This is a genomic window from Herminiimonas sp. GW821-FHT09C12, assembly GCF_059416385.1.
The window spans coordinates 1,338,997-1,354,769 of the sequence record NZ_JBWKPC010000001.1; the positions used below are offsets into that span (position 1 = coordinate 1,338,997).

Here is a 15,773-nt window from a genome sequence, read left to right on the forward strand (position 1 = left end):
AGCGAAAATCCAATATAATCAAGGGTTTCGCCATTCGGTTAGCGCGAATTGCGCTTCGATCAGCGTTTTATTTTCCGTAAAGTGTCATTAGCCACCATGGCTGCAATTCAAATAAATAATGTCGAAAAAAGCTATCGCGCTCTGAAAGCGTTGAATGGCATTTCACTGTCTATCGAAGAGGGTGAATTTTTCGGCCTGCTCGGCCCTAACGGTGCGGGTAAGACCACATTGATTTCCATCATTGCTGGCTTGAATCGTGCGGATTCGGGCAATGTCAGCATCCACGGGCATGACGTCGTCAGTGACTATCGTCAGGCGCGTAAACTGCTCGGCGTGGTGCCGCAGGAATTGGTGTTCGATCCCTTCTTTACCGTGCGCGAGACTTTGCGCATGCAATCCGGCTATTACGGTTTGAAGAATAACGATGCCTGGATAGATGAAGTGATGCATCACCTTGATCTGACCGGCAAGGCAGACGCGAATATGCGTGCGCTGTCGGGCGGCATGAAGCGTCGTGTGCTGGTAGCGCAAGCCTTGGTGCACAAACCACCTGTGATCGTATTGGATGAGCCGACTGCGGGTGTCGACGTTGAGTTACGTCAGACTTTGTGGAAATTCATCTCACGTCTTAATCGCGAAGGGCATACCGTTGTCCTGACCACGCATTATCTGGAAGAAGCGCAAGCGCTGTGTAATCGCGTCGCGATGTTGAAGGCTGGGCAAGTGGTTGCCTTGGATACGACTTCGACTTTGATCAAGCGTATCTCCGGATCGCAACTGGTCGTGAAGCTTGCCTCGGGCACGTTGCCTGATGAGCTGAAAGAACTGGTGTCGCATCCGGAAGAACTCATGTTTGGCAGCAAATATACTTTGCGCGTGAATGATTACAGCGATGTCGAACCAATACTCGCCAAGCTGCGTTTATCTGGCGTGGTAATAGAAGACATGCAATTGCAACAAGCGGATTTGGAAGATGTTTTTATCCAGATCATGGAAGGTGAAAAATGATCGGCTTCCAAACATTGTTTTATAAAGAGATGCTGCGCTTCTGGAAAGTCGCGACGCAGACTGTTGCCGCACCTATTCTGACGGCAGTCTTGTATTTGTTGATCTTCGGCCATGTGCTGGAAGATCATGTGCAGGTTTATCCAGGTGTGAAATACACTGCTTTCCTGATCCCCGGTTTGGTGATGATGAGTGTCTTGCAAAACGCATTCGCCAATTCGTCTTCGTCGCTGATTCAATCGAAGATCACCGGCAATCTGGTATTCGTTTTGCTGCCGCCGCTGTCGCATTGGGAATTGTTCAGTGCGTATGTGATGGCTGCAGTCGTACGCGGTTTGGTCGTGGGTACTGGTGTGTTTATCGTCACCGCCTGGTTTGCCGATATCGCGTTTGTTGCGCCATGGTGGATAGTGATTTTTGCGATACTCGGTGCAGCAATGTTAGGCACCATGGGTTTGATCGCTGGCATTTGGGCTGAGAAATTTGATCAGCTCGCGGCATTTCAGAACTTCCTGATCATGCCGGCGACTTTCCTGTCAGGTGTATTTTATTCAGTGCATTCCTTGCCGCCATTCTGGCAAACGGTATCGCGTTTGAATCCGTTCTTTTACATGATTGATGGTTTTCGTTATGGCTTTTTTGGTCAGTCTGACGTTAATCCATTGATCAGTTTTTCTGTCGTCGCCTTTTTCCTGGTGCTGCTTGCCGGGTTGGGCATGTCTCTGCTGAAAAGCGGATACAAGTTGCGTCATTAATGACGCCGTCGATACCTATTTATTCAACACATCATCACCACATAGATAAAGGCAGAATCATGTTGCCCACACCAGAATTAGTTAAAAGTTATATCGCAGCCGGACTGGATTGCTCGCACCTCGAAGTTAGTGGCGATGGCGCGCACTTCGAAGCCGTGATCGTGTCAGATGCATTTGCCGGCAAACGTTTGATCCAGCGTCATCAATTGGTATACGCCGCATTGGGCGATCGCATGCGTGAAGAAATTCATGCCTTGTCGATGAAGACACTGACGCCTGAAGAATTCCAGAAGTAAGACTCACATATCTGAACGGATACGCTTTAAATGGATAAGCTCTTAATACAAGGCGGTCATCGCCTCTCCGGCGAAATCGCTATTTCCGGCGCGAAGAATGCGGCATTGCCGATCTTGTGCGCGGGTTTGCTGACTGCTGATGCTGTGCAACTGAGCAATGTGCCTAAACTGCAAGACGTGGCGACAATGTTGAAGTTGTTGCGTCAAATGGGTTTGCAGGCAGAGCAGGACGGCGACAAGGTGACGTTGAACGGCAGCGCTATCGACAAGCTGGAAGCGCCGTACGAGATGGTGAAAACCATGCGTGCCTCCATCCTGGTGCTGGGACCTTTGCTGGCACGCTTCGGCGAGGCAAAAGTATCGTTGCCGGGCGGTTGCGCGATTGGTTCGCGTCCGGTTGATCAGCACATCAAGGGCTTGCAGGCGATGGGTGCCGAAGTCACGATAGAAGCCGGTTATATCCACGCCAAGGCGAAGAAGCTCAAGGGTGCGCGTATCGTTACCGATATGATTACCGTCACCGGAACTGAAAACCTGTTGATGGCGGCGACGCTGGCAGACGGCGAAACCATACTGGAAAATGCCGCGCGCGAACCGGAAGTTACCGATCTCGCGCACTTGCTGGTAGCAATGGGTGCGAAGATCGAAGGCATAGGTACCGACCGTTTGGTAATCCAGGGTGTGGAACGCTTGCACGGCGCATCGTATGCAGTGATCCCGGATCGGATTGAGACTGCAACCTTTATGTGTGCGGTTGCTACTGTTGGTGGTGACGTTACTCTGCGTAATGCACGTACTGATACGCTGGATGTGGCTTTTGATAAATTGCGTGAAGCCGGTGCGATTTTGACTTCCGGCGATGACTGGATCCGGGTGCAAATGGCATCGCGTCCTAAAGCTGTGAGTTTCCGCACTACCGAATACCCAGGCTTCCCGACAGATATGCAGGCGCAATTCATGGCGATGAACTGTATTGCTGAAGGTAGTAGTCGCGTGATCGAAACGATTTTTGAAAATCGCTTCATGCATGTACAAGAGATGAATCGTCTCGGTGCTGCCATCACGATCGAAGGCCATACTGCGATCATCACTGGTGTTGATAAATTGGTTGGTGCGCCGGTAATGGCAACCGATCTGCGCGCATCTGCCTCGCTGGTGATTGCTGCATTGGCGGCAGAAGGTGAAACACTGATAGACCGCATTTACCATCTGGATCGCGGTTACGATCGCATGGAAGTCAAACTCTCCGCCGTCGGCGCACATATTCAGCGAGTGAAATAATGACGCAAGAAACACAACAACTGACACTGGCACTATCGAAAGGCCGTATCTTCGAAGAAACCTTGCCGCTGCTGGAAGCTGCCGGTATCAAGGTCACCGAAGATCCGGAAACCTCGCGCAAGTTGATACTGCAAACCACTGACGCCAATGTGCGCGTGATTATCGTGCGCGCATCGGATGTGCCGACTTACGTGCAATACGGTGCAGCGGATTTCGGTGTGGCTGGCAAGGATGTTTTGTTAGAGCATGGCGGTGAAGGTTTGTATCAGCCCATTGATCTGAATATCGCGAATTGCCGCATGTCGGTCGCGGTCAAGGATGGTTTTGATTACGAGAATGCGGTGCAACAGGGCGCACGTTTGCGCGTTGTGACTAAATACGTACAGACTGCTCGTGAGCATTTCGCTGCTAAAGGCGTACACGTCGATTTGATCAAACTGTACGGTTCGATGGAGTTGGGTCCGTTGGTTGGCTTGGCTGATGCCATCGTCGATCTGGTCAGCACTGGCAGCACTTTGCGCGCCAACCATTTGGTTGAAGTCGAGCACATCATGGATATTTCATCGCGCCTGGTGGTTAACAAGGCAGCCTTGAAACTGAAACGTGAACGCTTGCAGCCTATACTTGAAGCATTTGAAAAAGCATCGAAACGTCAATCTTGAATTGATGTTTGTAATTGATATTGGAATAACGGAATTCGATTCCACATGGCTTGATTGAGAAAAATGATGTCCATACAGATACGCAAATTTGACTCTACGCATCCCGACTTCAAGTCGCAACTCGCGGCTGTGCTTGCTTTCGAGGCGAGCGAAGATGAAGCGATAGATCGCGCTGTGCAGCGCATCCTTGAAGACGTCAAGGTGCGTGGTGATGTCGCTGTGCTTGAATACACCAAGCAGTTCGATCATGTGAATGCGGACAGCATGGAAGTATTGGAAATCAAGAGCGATGCATTGCAAGCTGCGCTGGCGCAATTGTCGCCAGTACGTCGCGCTGCATTGCAGACGGCAGCAGATCGCGTGCGTGCATATCATGAGCGCCAAAAAAATGCGATTGGCTCGGATGGCTTTACTTATGCCGAAGCTGACGGCACTGTACTTGGTCAAAAAGTGACGCCGCTGGATCGCGTCGGCATTTATGTGCCGGGCGGTAAGGCTGCATATCCATCATCGGTCTTGATGAATGCAATCCCGGCCAAAGTGGCTGGCGTGCAAGAAGTCATCATGGTGGTGCCTACGCCGAATGGTGTGAAGAATGAATTGGTGCTAGCCGCTGCTGCGATGTCTGGCGTTGATCGTGTATTTACTATTGGTGGTGCGCAAGCAGTTGCAGCGCTGGCGTATGGCACAGCTACGATCCCGCAAGTCGACAAGATCGTTGGTCCAGGCAATGCTTATGTCGCTGCCGCCAAGCGCCGTGTGTTCGGTACTGTCGGCATCGACATGATTGCAGGACCGTCCGAGATTCTGGTGATCTGTGACGGCACCACTGATCCTGATTGGATCGCGATGGATCTGTTCTCGCAAGCCGAGCATGATGAGTTGGCACAATCGATTTTGATCTGCCCTGACGCAGACTATATCGAAGCAGTTGCAGCCAGCATCAATCGCCAGTTAGCCGATATGCCACGCAAGGATGTGATCGCTACTTCGCTGACGAATCGCGGGGCGATGATCAAGGTGCGCGATATGGATGAGGCGTGTGAAATCGCCAATCTGATCGCAGCCGAACATCTGGAAATTTCTGCCGAAAATCCGCAGCAGTGGGCGGACAAGGTACGCCACGCCGGTGCGATGTTCCTCGGTCGTTTTTCTTCCGAGTCGCTGGGCGACTATTGTGCTGGTCCTAACCACGTGCTGCCGACTTCGCGTACTGCGCGTTTTTCTTCGCCGCTGGGTGTGTATGACTTCCAGAAGCGTTCCAGCATTTTGCATGTGAGTGAAGGTGGTGCGCAAACACTGGGCAAAGTTGCTGCAGAACTTGCATATGGCGAAGGTTTGCAAGCGCATGCACGTTCCGCAGAATATCGATTGAAATGAAAATCATCCGGACTCAGCGATGACAGATTGGCGCGATCGCATATTCTGTGAAGATGCGCTAGCTGGTCTGGCGCGTATTCCCGATGGTGTGATCGACGTGATCATTGCTGATCCGCCTTATGGCTTGGGCAAGGATTACGGCAACGATTCCGACAAGCTGGATGCAGATGCTTATCTGCAGTGGATGGAGCAGTGGATAGACGCTGCCATTCCCAAGCTCAAGCCGAATGGCAGTTTCTATATTTTCCTGACCTGGCGTTATTCGCCGGAAGTATTTGTCATGTTGAAGAAGCGCATGACTATGCTGAATGAAATTGTCTGGGATAGGCGTGTGCCATCCATGGGTGGCGGTACGCGCAAATTTTCTTCCGTGCATGACACCATCGGCTTCTTTGCCAAGGCCAAGGATTACTATTTCGATCTGGATGCTGTGCGTATTCCCTATGATGCGGAAACCAAGAAGGCGCGTTCACGTTCCATCTTTGTCGGCGCCAAATGGCTGGAAATGGGCTACAACCCGAAAGATGTCTGGAGCGTGTCGCGTCTGCACAAGGAACATCGCGAGCGCGCCGATCATCCAACACAAAAGCCGCTGGAGATTATCGAGCGCATGTTGAAAGCATCCTGCCCACCAGGTGGTGTTGTACTCGATCCTTTCATGGGAAGTGGTACGACGGCAGCGGCAGCCAAGCGTTGTGGTCGTCACTTTGTCGGTTTTGAATTGAATGCTGAATATTGCGATCTGATCGAAAAACGATTGGCTGCGCTGACGCCGGCAATTGAAGAAAATGTAGCTACGCCAAGTGAAGACCTTGGGAAAGTGTCAGAAGAAATCTGATCAATATGACATTTAAATTCTTGGTGACGCTTGTTTTCAGCTGATTCTGCGCTTTGTAAGCGATAAAAATCGCGAGGATGCGTCCAATCGAGGCTGGAACGCAAAGTGCACGCCGAAATGTGGGTAAAATGCATGTGTTGCCGGAAAGTTGTTGAAGGTTTACCTTAGACGCTAGACGGAACACCTAATATCTCAATGCTGTCCAAGCATCACTCTCATCGTTACTACTGGTTGTTAATCGAATATGTCTACGCCACGCACTGCAGAAATCACGCGCAATACCAACGAGACGCAAATCCGCGTTGCGATCAATATCGATGGTACCGGTCAGCAAAAGCTGAATACCGGCGTGCCTTTCCTTGATCACATGCTGGATCAGATCGCGCGTCATGGCTTGATCGATCTTGATATCGATGCCAAAGGTGATTTGCATATCGATGCGCATCACACGGTGGAAGATGTCGGCATTACGCTGGGCCAGGCATTTGCCAAAGCCATCGGCGACAAAAAAGGCATCCGTCGTTACGGTCACTCCTATGTGCCGCTGGATGAAGCCTTGTCGCGTGTCGTGATCGATTTCTCTGGTCGTCCTGGCTTGGAGTTCCACGTGCCGTTCACACGCTCGATGATTGGTACTTTTGACGTCGATCTGACGCATGAATTCTTCCAGGGCTTCGTCAATCACGCCTTGGTATCCTTGCATATCGATAATTTGCGTGGCGAAAACGCACATCATCAGTGCGAAACCGTATTCAAGGCATTCGGCCGCGCATTGCGCATGGCTGCTGAACTGGATCCGCGTTCCGTTGGTACGATTCCATCGACCAAAGGCAGTCTGTAAGCTGCTCGCGGCCTGCAAGAACGTTTCAATTCACTGAAGTTTGAATCAACCGGTATGAACAAAATAGTTGTAGTGGATTACGGCGTGGGCAATCTGCGCTCAGTCGCACAAGCCTTACGTCAAGTTGCTCCAGAGGCGGATGTGCGGATTTCGGGCGAAGTCAGTGATATCCGTGCTGCTGATCGACTGGTTTTGCCAGGGCAGGGTGCGATTCCGGATTGCATGCGTTCCTTGCAGGAATCCGGTGTGCAGGAAGCATTGCTGGAAGCTGCGCGCAACAAGCCTTTATTCGGTGTGTGCGTCGGTGAACAACTGATGCTCGACTGGAGTGAAGAAGGCGATACGGCTGGTCTTGGCTTGTTTCCTGGCAAGGTTGTGAAATTCCGTTTTGATCATCAATTACAGGAAGATGGTTCACGTTTTAAAGTCCCGCAAATGGGCTGGAACCGCGTGCATCAAACGCAGTCACATGCTTTGTGGAATGGAATTGCTGACGACAGCTACTTCTATTTCGTGCATAGTTATTACGCTGTTCCTGCGGATCGTGCGCATATCGTTGGCGAAACACCATACGGCGCACCATTTTGCAGTGCGATTGCGCGCGATAATATTTTCGCGACACAGTTTCATCCGGAGAAAAGCGCTTCAGCCGGACTGCAGCTCTACAAAAATTTTGTTCATTGGAATCCGTAAGCTTTTGTTCTAAATCGCTTTCTTTTCTATCTAAAACCTCACACTCCAAACGTATCCATGCTGCTCATACCTGCCATCGATCTTAAAGACGGTCACTGCGTTCGCCTGAAACAAGGCGATATGGACCAAGCTACCGTATTCTCCGAAGACCCAGCCGACATGGCGCGGCACTGGTTGGAACAAGGTGCACGACGTCTGCATTTGGTTGATTTGAACGGTGCATTTGCCGGCAAGCCGAAGAATGAATCGGCGGTCAAATCGATCTTGCAAGCCGTGCGCGAATATGCGGAAAAACACGGCATTGAAGAAATCCCGGTCCAACTCGGTGGCGGGATACGCGATCTGGACACGATTGAACGCTACCTTGATGATGGTTTGAGCTACATCATCATCGGCACTGCGGCAGTCAAGAATCCGGGTTTCCTGCACGATGCTTGCAGCGCTTTCCCTGGCCAGATTATCGTCGGCCTTGATGCCAAAGAAGGCAAGGTTGCAACCGATGGCTGGAGCAAGTTGAGCGGTCATGAAGTGATCGACCTAGCGAAAAAATTTGAAGACTACGGTTGTGAATCGATTATTTATACTGACATCGGCCGCGACGGCATGATGGGTGGTGTGAACATCGAAGCCACCGTCAAACTGGCGCAAAGCATGACGATTCCTGTCATTGCATCTGGCGGTGTACACAACATCAAGGATGTTGAATCCTTATGCGCAGTGCAAGATGAAGGTATCGAAGGCGTGATTTGCGGTCGTTCGATTTACGAAGGCACGCTGGATCTGCGCTCGGCGCAGGATAGAGCAGATGAGCTGAGTGGCTTGGAACCGGAAGCAGACGAATGACATTGGCAAAACGCATCATCCCTTGTCTCGATGTCACTGCAGGTCGTGTCGTCAAGGGCGTTAATTTTTTGGAATTGCGTGACGCCGGTGATCCGGTCGAAATCGCCAAACGTTACGATGATCAGGGCGCGGACGAGATTACCTTTCTCGACATTACTGCTACTTCGGATGGTCGTGATTTAATCCTCGACATCATCGAGGCAGTCGCTTCACAAGTCTTTATTCCATTGACGGTAGGCGGCGGTGTGCGCGCTGTAGATGACGTACGACGTTTGTTGAATGCGGGTGCGGACAAGGTTGGCATCAATAGTTCGGCTATCAGTAATCCACAACTGGTGTTCGACGCATCGCAAAAATACGGTTCGCAATGCATAGTCGTGGCCATTGATGCGAAGAAAGCATCAGATGGACGCTGGGAAGTATTCACACATGGTGGTCGCAAGGCAACCGGTCTGGATGCTATCGAGTGGGCGAAAAAAATGGAAAGTCTGGGCGCAGGAGAAATTCTGCTGACCAGCATGGATAGAGACGGCACCAAGATTGGTTTCGATCTGGACCTGACGCGTTCGGTGTCGGATGCGATCAGTATTCCGGTGATTGCTTCCGGTGGTGTTGGTGGACTGCAAGATCTGGCTGATGGCGTCAAAATCGGACGCGCAGATGCAGTGTTGGCCGCAAGTATTTTTCATTACGGGCAACACACGGTGCAGGAAGCCAAACGTTTCATGGCAGATCAAGGTATTCCAATGAGGTTGGTATGAGCAGCAATGCAAAATGGCTGAACAAGGTGAAGTGGGATGAGCACGGCTTGGTGCCGGTCATCGCGCAAGAAGTAGGTAGTAACGACGTGTTGATGTTCGCGTGGATGAATCGCGATGCCTTGGCAAAAACCATAGAGACGGGCGAAGCCATCTATTGGAGCCGTTCGCGCAAGAAGTTGTGGCACAAAGGCGAAGAGTCCGGTCACACACAAAAAGTGCACGAAGTACGTCTTGATTGCGATGAAGATGTGGTCTTGCTGAAGGTTGAGCAAGTCGGCGCGATCGCCTGCCATACCGGACGTCATTCCTGCTTCTTCCAGAAGTTTGAAGGCGACGCGAAAGAAGGCGACTGGGAAACGGTCGAACCTGTGCTGAAAAATCCGGAAACGATTTACAAGTGAAGGCAGAGTAGCAATGAGTGAAACCTTGAAGCGTCTGTCGGAAGTCATCGAATCGCGCAAACCGGCAAACGGTGGCGATCCGGAGAAATCGTATGTGGCGCGCTTGTTTAGCAAGGGCGATGATGCGATTTTGAAAAAAATCGGTGAAGAAGCAACGGAACTTGTCATGGCTGCCAAGGATGCGCGCGTCGGCGCTGATAAATCCAAGGTCTTGTATGAGTGCGCTGACTTGTGGTTTCACTCGGCAGTGTTGTTGGCGCAATTCGATTTGACGCCGCAAGACGTCCTCAATGAGTTGGCACGCCGCGAAGGTATTTCCGGCATTGAAGAAAAAGCGGCACGCAAAGCTGACTAATTATCATCGCATCTGATACGCTGGTGTTGAGATTCAACCACGATGGAGTTTCATTTGGATAATTGTATTTTTTGTAAAATTGCTGCGAAACAAATTCCCGCGCAAATCATTTATGAAGACGACGATATGCTCGCCTTCAATGATATCAATCCGGCTGCGCCTGTTCATTTTCTGATTGTTCCTAAAAAACATCTGGCAACATTGGCTGATTGCACGACAAATGATGCTGCTTTGTTGGGTAAAATATCGCTGCTCGCACCGAAGTTGGCGCAAGAGTTGGGATGTGGTTACAGCATGGACGAGAACGGCGTTGCCACAGGCGGTTTTAAAACGCTGTTCAATATCGGGCCGGATGGTGGGCAAGAGGTGTACCATCTACATATGCATGTGATCGGCGGACCACGTCCGTGGCGCAGGTCGTTGGCTTAAAAAAATAATTCTGGATTCAGGGCGGCGACGCTTACAAGGAGAAGATGATGGGTTCATTTAGTATCTGGCACTGGTTGATTGTGCTGGTCATTGTGATGCTGGTATTCGGCACCAAAAAACTTGGCAATATGGGTTCAGACGTCGGCAAGGCTGTCAAAGGTTTCAAGGATGGCATGAAAGGCGAGGACGACAAGCCAGCCGCTCAGAACGCTGCACCATCCCAGGTTGCAGACAAAGGTACAGTTGACGTTGAAGTGAAAGAGAAGTCGAATAGCTGATCATCTTGTGTGTAAAGACTCGGCTAATCGTCGTTCTATTACGCACATTATGTTCAGCCTATCGCTAATCGTATGATCGATATCGCCTTCTCCAAGCTTGCGATCATTGGTGTTGCGGCACTGGTTTTCATCGGACCGGAAAAATTGCCGAAAGTGGCGCGTATGGCCGGTACTTTGTTTGGTCGTGCGCAACGCTACATCAATGATGTGAAATCCGAAGTAAGTCGCGAGATGGAACTCGACGAGCTGCGCAAGATGCATCAAGACGTGCAGGATGCCGCCAGTGATGTCGAGCGGACGATTACACAGAATGTATCTCAGGTCGAAAGCAGCTTGCATTCTGCTTGGGATGATTCGGATACGAACCTCAATCCATTGATGGAGCCGCCGACTTTCGATCAGTCATCGGTCAAATCGAAAAACTTCCGCAGAAAGAAATTGGCGCATACCTCGGCTATACCGTCCTGGTACAAGCGTCAAAGCGGGCAAAAATCGCGGGTCATTTCCGGCGCTGCGCGTATGGCAAAACACACGCCTGCGAACGCGCGCAAATCATCGCCTTTTTTTAGCTGATCTATCCGACACACCTTGCCTGTTGCGTCGGTTTATATGCCACTATCCAATTCCCGGGTACATGAAATGAATGTCGTCGCGCCACAATGACTGAAGAAAAGAACATGACTGGTAACGAAGATTCGTTCATTTCTCATTTGATCGAGCTGCGCAGTCGGCTGATGAAAGCCTCCATCGTGGTGATCGTGATATTCCTGTGCCTGATGCCGTGGGCGGGTGATATTTACGATTTGCTGGCGCGGCCGATGATGCATGCCTTGCCCGAAGGTAGCAAGATGATCGCGACTGGCGTGATCACGCCTTTCCTGATTCCGGTCAAGGTCACGATGCTGGTGGCCTTCCTGATCTCTCTGCCATGGGTGCTGTACCAACTGTGGGCATTTATTGCGCCTGGCCTGTATACACACGAAAAGAAATTGATTGCGCCGCTGGTGGTGTCGTCGTCGGCATTGTTCGTTGTTGGCGTGGCGTTTTGTTATTTCTTCGTATTTGGTGTCATCTTCCACTTCATCAATAACTTCGCGCCAAAATCAATCTCGGTTGCGCCGGATATCGATAGCTACTTCGGTTTTGTCATGACGATGTTTATCGCTTTCGGTCTGACCTTCGAGGTGCCTGTAATTGTGATTGTGCTGGTGCGTATGGGTTTGGTGTCGGTCGAAAAGCTGAAGCAAATCCGCCCTTACGTGATCGTCGGTGCGTTTGTTATTGCCGCAGTGGTGACGCCGCCAGACGTCATGAGTCAGCTATTGCTGGCGGTGCCCTTGTGCCTGCTGTATGAGGTGGGTCTGTTGTTGGCACCAATGTTCGTGAAAATTACGCAGGCACCAAAAGAATCCGAATCGATGTAACTCAGGCTTGGCGTAGCCATGCTATCAATGGGTAGGCATCCTTGAAGCCTGATACCAGTGCTTTTTCCAGATCAGCGACTTGCTTGATCTGGAACTCATTCCACACAATAAAGCTTTTCAACTTGATGTACTCAAGATGCGGCGCATCTGCGTCGAAGCCTTTAGGTGGACGTGTCAATTTCCCTTCCTGCTGCAAATCACCGTAAGTCTGTACCAGCGCTTTGTTGTTCAACAGTTTGGAAAATCCAGTCTTGTCTGCGATCACGTGCTGACGTATGGCACGTAGGCGATCAGCTGGTGGCATCCACTCACCACCTGCGATCAGCAAGGTGCCGGTCTGGTCTATGTGGAAGTAGTACGTCGGACCGCCACCTTGGCTGGGTTTCTTCAGGCCACTTGCATTGATTGCAGCAGAAAAATGCGTTTTGTACGGGATTTTTTCTTTTGAAAAACGCATGTCGCGGTTAATGCGAAACAGCGCTTTCTTTGGATTACAGCCTGCAACAGCCGGATCAAATTTGCTGATGTCGCGGATCAACTGCGTTACCAGTTCGAGAAATTCCGCACGCAGAATATCGTAGCGCGGCTTGTTCATGACGAACCATGCTCGATTATTGTTCTCGGATAGTTCGGCTAAAAATTGCGTGAGATCGCGAATGTGCATGGTACTAGTTACCTGTTATTCCTCAGAGCGTTGCGGCGCTTTAGGCCGCATACCTATCGTGACGTTGAGAATGTTTTCCTGATTGCGGCGCAGTACGACTATCTTGGCCTTGGTGCCAGGAGATAGTTGAGCGATCTGATTCAGCATGTCTGCCATATCGGCGACGGCTTTACCTTCTACCGAAATCAATATGTCACCAGGCTGCATGCCAGCCTTGTCTGCCGGACCACCTTTCAAGACGCCGGCAATGATGGCGCCTGAGCTTTTCTTCAGGCCAAAACTCTCTGCGAGTTCTGGCGTGATGTCTTGTGGTTCAACACCGATATAGCCACGCACGACGTGACCATTCTTGATGATGGCATCCATGACTGATTTAACGGTGGTAACAGGAATGGCGAAGCCAATCCCGAGTGAGCCACCGCTACGGGAATAGATCGCAGTGTTAATGCCAAGCAGATTGCCGTTGGCATCGATCAATGCGCCGCCGGAATTGCCGGGATTGATCGCGGCATCGGTTTGAATAAAGTTTTCAAATGCATCGAGGATGCCGAGGTGGTTGCGACCGAGCGCCGAAATGATGCCCATGGTCACGGTCTGACCGACGCCGAAAGGATTGCCGATTGCCAGTACCACGTCACCGACGCGCGCTTCTTCCACCCGGCCCAGCGTAATGGCAGGCAGATTGTCGAGATTGATCTTGATGACGGCTAGATCGGTTTCTGGATCGGCGCCAACGACCTTGGCTATCGCTTTGCGGCCATCGGTCAGTGCAACTTCGATTTCATCCGCTGCTTCGACTACGTGATTATTTGTGAGGATGTAGCCTTCTGCACTGACAATCACGCCGGAGCCAAGGCTGACTTGTTTGTCTTGTTGTTCATCAAAACGATCGCCGAAGAATTTCCGGAAGAAGGGATCGTCCATGAACGGGTTCTGTGACGGGGTCGCGGTTTTGCTGGTGAAAATATTCACCACCGATGGCATCGCTATTTTTGCAGCGTCGCGGAACGAGCCTTGCGTAGGTGCCGCATTCAATGGCGCTTCCAGCATTGCTACTGAGGTTGCGCTGCGTACCTTTTGTGTTCCGCCCAAGACGCCGCTTGCCCATTCGGGCTTCAAGGTCGTTACAATGAATAAAATTGCTAAACCGACAGTTACGGTTTGCGCAAACAACAGCCAAAGACGTCGCATAAAAGGTAGGAAAAGTGGATCAGAAAACGATAGATAGAGACGATCTCGCCAAATATCTAGCTAGAACGCTTGATATTACCCGTTTTCGAGATTTTTGCCCAAACGGCTTACAAGTTGAGGGGTGCAGATCAATTAAAACATTGGTGAGTGGTGTCACGGCCAGCGTTGCCTTGCTTGAAGCGGCGTTGGCAAAAGGTGCCGATGCAATCCTTGTACATCACGGTTATTTTTGGCGTGGTGAAGATATGCGCGTGATCGGACAAAAGCACCAGCGCTTGAAGATGTTGTTGACGCATGATGTGAATTTGTTTGCCTATCATTTGCCGCTCGATATGCATCCGGAGTTTGGTAATAACGCGCAATTGGCACGTCGATTGGGTTTGCAGGCTGAGTCACGTTTTGGCGAAGATGATTTGGGTTGGCTTGGAACGATGTCTGATGCGGCTATTGTTTCGGTAGGTGATCTGGCCGTACAAATTGAGAAGCGTTTGGGTAGGCGGCCGTTGATCATCGGCGATCCTGCACAAAAGCTGGGGCAAATCGGCTGGTGCACTGGTGCTGCGCAAAGTTTGCTTGGTGACGCGATTGCGGCGGGTGCCAATGTTTATTTGAGCGGAGAAATTTCCGAGCCGACGGTACATTTGGCGCGCGAAAGCGGTGTTGCCTATCTCGCCTGTGGTCATCATGCGACGGAACGTTATGGCGTTCAGGCTTTGGGTGAACATCTGGCCGCGACATTTCATATCAATCATCACTTCATCGATATCGATAATCCTGTTTGAAATTTTTCGTGTTGATCGATTGCAAGATATTAGTGAATGTCACAAGCGATCATGCCGCATAGCAATTTGCTATGGTATAACTACAAATATTGGCAAAAAATACAGGGCATGCAATTCTCGCGTGTCAGGGCATAGATAGGAGTACAGATCAATATGCTGGAACCGGTAGCCGATGGGCCGATCACTGTGTTGGTTGTTGAAGATGACGCTGTTACGCAGCGAGCCTTGTGTCTCGCAATTGGCAAAGAGCCGTCACTCAAACTGCTTGATGCGCTGAGCTCGGTAAAATCCGCATTGGCGTGGTTGGAACTCCATTCCGCTGATCTCTTGTTGGTTGATCTTGGTTTGCCGGACGGTTCCGGTATCGACATCATCCGTTTTTGTGCGCAACGTTATCCTGCGTGCAACATGATGGTCATCACGACTTCCAGTGATCAAGATAGCGTGCTCGATAGTATTGAGGCGGGTGCATCCGGTTATGTATTGAAGGATGTGGACCGTTTGGATGTTGCGCGTTCGCTACTGGACTTGCATGCGGGTGGTTCGCCGATCAGTCCGACGATTGCACGTAAAGTGCTGGGTCGCATGCGCGACGGGAAAAAGCCTGCTGATGTGGTGAGTGCTCAGAATGAGGGTGCTGCAGAGGATCAGGTATCTCTGACCAAGCGCGAATCAACGATACTTGATTTGATTGCGCGCGGTGATAGTTATGGAGAAGTGGCGCGTCAGCTTTCTCTTTCTGTTGGCACCATACAAACGCATATCAAAAACATTTACGATAAATTGTCAGTGCATTCACGCGGTGAGGCCGTGTATGAGGCAAATCGTCGTGGTTTGTTGCAAATGGATCAATTGAAGTCTAAAAGATAAGCGTAAAACGTTGTTTGTTTACCA

The 15,773-nt window shown here is 50.7% G+C and carries 21 protein-coding genes; 19 read left to right on the forward strand and 2 right to left on the reverse strand.

Going from position 1 to position 15,773, the window contains the following annotated elements; genetic code table 11:
- Positions 1-96 precede the first annotated feature (96 nt).
- From AC07N2_RS06310 to tatC, 17 genes are all read left to right on the forward strand, one after another.
- On the forward strand, positions 97-1,008 hold the full coding sequence (locus tag AC07N2_RS06310) for an ABC transporter ATP-binding protein (protein WP_494777481.1): 912 nt from the start codon (positions 97-99) through the stop codon (positions 1,006-1,008).
- Complete coding sequence (locus AC07N2_RS06315; RefSeq protein ID WP_494777482.1) at positions 1,005-1,760, forward strand: ABC transporter permease; 756 nt, start codon at positions 1,005-1,007, stop codon at positions 1,758-1,760. Before AC07N2_RS06310 ends, AC07N2_RS06315 begins: the two co-directional genes overlap by 4 nt.
- A 59-nt stretch (positions 1,761-1,819) precedes the next feature.
- A complete protein-coding gene (locus AC07N2_RS06320; RefSeq protein ID WP_494777483.1) occupies positions 1,820-2,056 on the forward strand; it encodes a BolA family protein in 237 nt (78 codons plus the stop codon).
- Positions 2,057-2,086: 30 nt separating this feature from the next.
- Positions 2,087-3,337 carry a UDP-N-acetylglucosamine 1-carboxyvinyltransferase gene (murA, locus tag AC07N2_RS06325; RefSeq protein ID WP_494777484.1) on the forward strand — a complete coding sequence of 417 codons (1,251 nt, stop codon included), beginning with the start codon at positions 2,087-2,089 and terminating at the stop codon, positions 3,335-3,337.
- Positions 3,337-3,999, forward strand: a complete 663-nt coding sequence (gene hisG, locus AC07N2_RS06330) for an ATP phosphoribosyltransferase (RefSeq protein ID WP_494777485.1) — start codon at positions 3,337-3,339, stop codon at positions 3,997-3,999. Before murA ends, hisG begins: the two co-directional genes overlap by 1 nt.
- A 66-nt stretch (positions 4,000-4,065) precedes the next feature.
- Positions 4,066-5,379: a histidinol dehydrogenase gene (gene hisD / locus AC07N2_RS06335; protein WP_494778124.1), complete on the forward strand. Its 1,314-nt coding sequence runs from the start codon at positions 4,066-4,068 to the stop codon at positions 5,377-5,379.
- A gap of 19 nt (positions 5,380-5,398) precedes the next feature.
- Positions 5,399-6,217 carry a DNA-methyltransferase gene (locus tag AC07N2_RS06340; RefSeq protein WP_494777486.1) on the forward strand — a complete coding sequence of 273 codons (819 nt, stop codon included), beginning with the start codon at positions 5,399-5,401 and terminating at the stop codon, positions 6,215-6,217.
- Positions 6,218-6,461: 244 nt separating this feature from the next.
- A complete protein-coding gene (gene hisB / locus AC07N2_RS06345) occupies positions 6,462-7,058 on the forward strand; it encodes an imidazoleglycerol-phosphate dehydratase HisB (RefSeq protein WP_076593130.1) in 597 nt (198 codons plus the stop codon).
- A 54-nt stretch (positions 7,059-7,112) separates the two neighbouring features.
- On the forward strand, positions 7,113-7,751 hold the full coding sequence (gene hisH / locus AC07N2_RS06350; RefSeq protein WP_494777487.1) for an imidazole glycerol phosphate synthase subunit HisH: 639 nt from the start codon (positions 7,113-7,115) through the stop codon (positions 7,749-7,751).
- A 57-nt stretch (positions 7,752-7,808) separates the two neighbouring features.
- Positions 7,809-8,594, forward strand: coding sequence for a 1-(5-phosphoribosyl)-5-[(5-phosphoribosylamino)methylideneamino]imidazole-4-carboxamide isomerase (gene hisA / locus AC07N2_RS06355; RefSeq protein ID WP_494777488.1), 786 nt, complete (start codon positions 7,809-7,811; stop codon positions 8,592-8,594).
- On the forward strand, positions 8,591-9,355 hold the full coding sequence (gene hisF, locus AC07N2_RS06360; RefSeq protein ID WP_494777489.1) for an imidazole glycerol phosphate synthase subunit HisF: 765 nt from the start codon (positions 8,591-8,593) through the stop codon (positions 9,353-9,355). Before hisA ends, hisF begins: the two co-directional genes overlap by 4 nt.
- Positions 9,352-9,756 (forward strand): phosphoribosyl-AMP cyclohydrolase, encoded by a 405-nt coding sequence (gene hisI, locus AC07N2_RS06365; protein ID WP_076593134.1) that lies wholly within the window; start codon positions 9,352-9,354, stop codon positions 9,754-9,756. The genes hisF and hisI overlap by 4 nt, the downstream gene beginning before the upstream one ends.
- A gap of 13 nt (positions 9,757-9,769) precedes the next feature.
- Positions 9,770-10,111, forward strand: a complete 342-nt coding sequence (locus tag AC07N2_RS06370; protein ID WP_076593135.1) for a phosphoribosyl-ATP diphosphatase — start codon at positions 9,770-9,772, stop codon at positions 10,109-10,111.
- 54 nt (positions 10,112-10,165) lie between these two features.
- Entirely contained in the window at positions 10,166-10,540 is a 375-nt protein-coding gene (locus tag AC07N2_RS06375; RefSeq protein ID WP_494777490.1) for a histidine triad nucleotide-binding protein, read from the forward strand.
- A 47-nt stretch (positions 10,541-10,587) separates the two neighbouring features.
- On the forward strand, positions 10,588-10,818 hold the full coding sequence (gene tatA / locus AC07N2_RS06380) for a Sec-independent protein translocase subunit TatA (RefSeq protein WP_076593136.1): 231 nt from the start codon (positions 10,588-10,590) through the stop codon (positions 10,816-10,818).
- Positions 10,819-10,890: 72 nt separating this feature from the next.
- Positions 10,891-11,391 carry a Sec-independent protein translocase protein TatB gene (gene tatB, locus AC07N2_RS06385; RefSeq protein ID WP_494777491.1) on the forward strand — a complete coding sequence of 167 codons (501 nt, stop codon included), beginning with the start codon at positions 10,891-10,893 and terminating at the stop codon, positions 11,389-11,391.
- Positions 11,392-11,495: 104 nt separating this feature from the next.
- Positions 11,496-12,242, forward strand: coding sequence for a twin-arginine translocase subunit TatC (tatC, locus tag AC07N2_RS06390; protein ID WP_157889171.1), 747 nt, complete (start codon positions 11,496-11,498; stop codon positions 12,240-12,242).
- Between the two features lies 1 nt (position 12,243).
- On the opposite strand, the gene AC07N2_RS06395 is transcribed toward tatC, so the two are convergent.
- Both AC07N2_RS06395 and AC07N2_RS06400 read right to left on the reverse strand, forming a co-directional pair.
- On the reverse strand, positions 12,244-12,906 hold the full coding sequence (locus AC07N2_RS06395) for a DUF2461 domain-containing protein (protein WP_494777492.1): 663 nt from the start codon (positions 12,904-12,906) through the stop codon (positions 12,244-12,246).
- A 15-nt stretch (positions 12,907-12,921) separates the two neighbouring features.
- Positions 12,922-14,097, reverse strand: coding sequence for a Do family serine endopeptidase (locus AC07N2_RS06400; protein ID WP_494777493.1), 1,176 nt, complete (start codon positions 14,095-14,097; stop codon positions 12,922-12,924).
- Positions 14,098-14,111: 14 nt separating this feature from the next.
- Here AC07N2_RS06400 and AC07N2_RS06405 point away from each other — a divergent pair, with 14 nt between their 5' ends.
- Entirely contained in the window at positions 14,112-14,879 is a 768-nt protein-coding gene (locus AC07N2_RS06405) for a Nif3-like dinuclear metal center hexameric protein (protein ID WP_494777494.1), read from the forward strand.
- Between the two features lie 153 nt (positions 14,880-15,032).
- Positions 15,033-15,749 (forward strand): response regulator, encoded by a 717-nt coding sequence (locus tag AC07N2_RS06410; RefSeq protein ID WP_494777495.1) that lies wholly within the window; start codon positions 15,033-15,035, stop codon positions 15,747-15,749.
- The last annotated feature ends 24 nt before the right edge of the window (positions 15,750-15,773 follow it).

Coding starts and splice junctions, on each gene's coding strand:
- AC07N2_RS06310 (WP_494777481.1), top strand. CDS start 97: ATGGCTGCAATTCAAATAAATAATGTCGAAAAAAGCTATCGCGCTCTG.
- AC07N2_RS06315 (WP_494777482.1), top strand. CDS start 1,005: ATGATCGGCTTCCAAACATTGTTTTATAAAGAGATGCTGCGCTTCTGG.
- AC07N2_RS06320 (WP_494777483.1), top strand. CDS start 1,820: ATGTTGCCCACACCAGAATTAGTTAAAAGTTATATCGCAGCCGGACTG.
- murA (WP_494777484.1), top strand. CDS start 2,087: ATGGATAAGCTCTTAATACAAGGCGGTCATCGCCTCTCCGGCGAAATC.
- hisG (WP_494777485.1), top strand. CDS start 3,337: ATGACGCAAGAAACACAACAACTGACACTGGCACTATCGAAAGGCCGT.
- hisD (WP_494778124.1), top strand. CDS start 4,066: ATGTCCATACAGATACGCAAATTTGACTCTACGCATCCCGACTTCAAG.
- AC07N2_RS06340 (WP_494777486.1), top strand. CDS start 5,399: ATGACAGATTGGCGCGATCGCATATTCTGTGAAGATGCGCTAGCTGGT.
- hisB (WP_076593130.1), top strand. CDS start 6,462: ATGTCTACGCCACGCACTGCAGAAATCACGCGCAATACCAACGAGACG.
- hisH (WP_494777487.1), top strand. CDS start 7,113: ATGAACAAAATAGTTGTAGTGGATTACGGCGTGGGCAATCTGCGCTCA.
- hisA (WP_494777488.1), top strand. CDS start 7,809: ATGCTGCTCATACCTGCCATCGATCTTAAAGACGGTCACTGCGTTCGC.
- hisF (WP_494777489.1), top strand. CDS start 8,591: ATGACATTGGCAAAACGCATCATCCCTTGTCTCGATGTCACTGCAGGT.
- hisI (WP_076593134.1), top strand. CDS start 9,352: ATGAGCAGCAATGCAAAATGGCTGAACAAGGTGAAGTGGGATGAGCAC.
- AC07N2_RS06370 (WP_076593135.1), top strand. CDS start 9,770: ATGAGTGAAACCTTGAAGCGTCTGTCGGAAGTCATCGAATCGCGCAAA.
- tatA (WP_076593136.1), top strand. CDS start 10,588: ATGGGTTCATTTAGTATCTGGCACTGGTTGATTGTGCTGGTCATTGTG.
- tatB (WP_494777491.1), top strand. CDS start 10,891: ATGATCGATATCGCCTTCTCCAAGCTTGCGATCATTGGTGTTGCGGCA.
- tatC (WP_157889171.1), top strand. CDS start 11,496: ATGACTGGTAACGAAGATTCGTTCATTTCTCATTTGATCGAGCTGCGC.
- AC07N2_RS06395 (WP_494777492.1), bottom strand. CDS start 12,906: ATGCACATTCGCGATCTCACGCAATTTTTAGCCGAACTATCCGAGAAC.
- AC07N2_RS06400 (WP_494777493.1), bottom strand. CDS start 14,097: ATGCGACGTCTTTGGCTGTTGTTTGCGCAAACCGTAACTGTCGGTTTA.
- AC07N2_RS06410 (WP_494777495.1), top strand. CDS start 15,033: ATGCTGGAACCGGTAGCCGATGGGCCGATCACTGTGTTGGTTGTTGAA.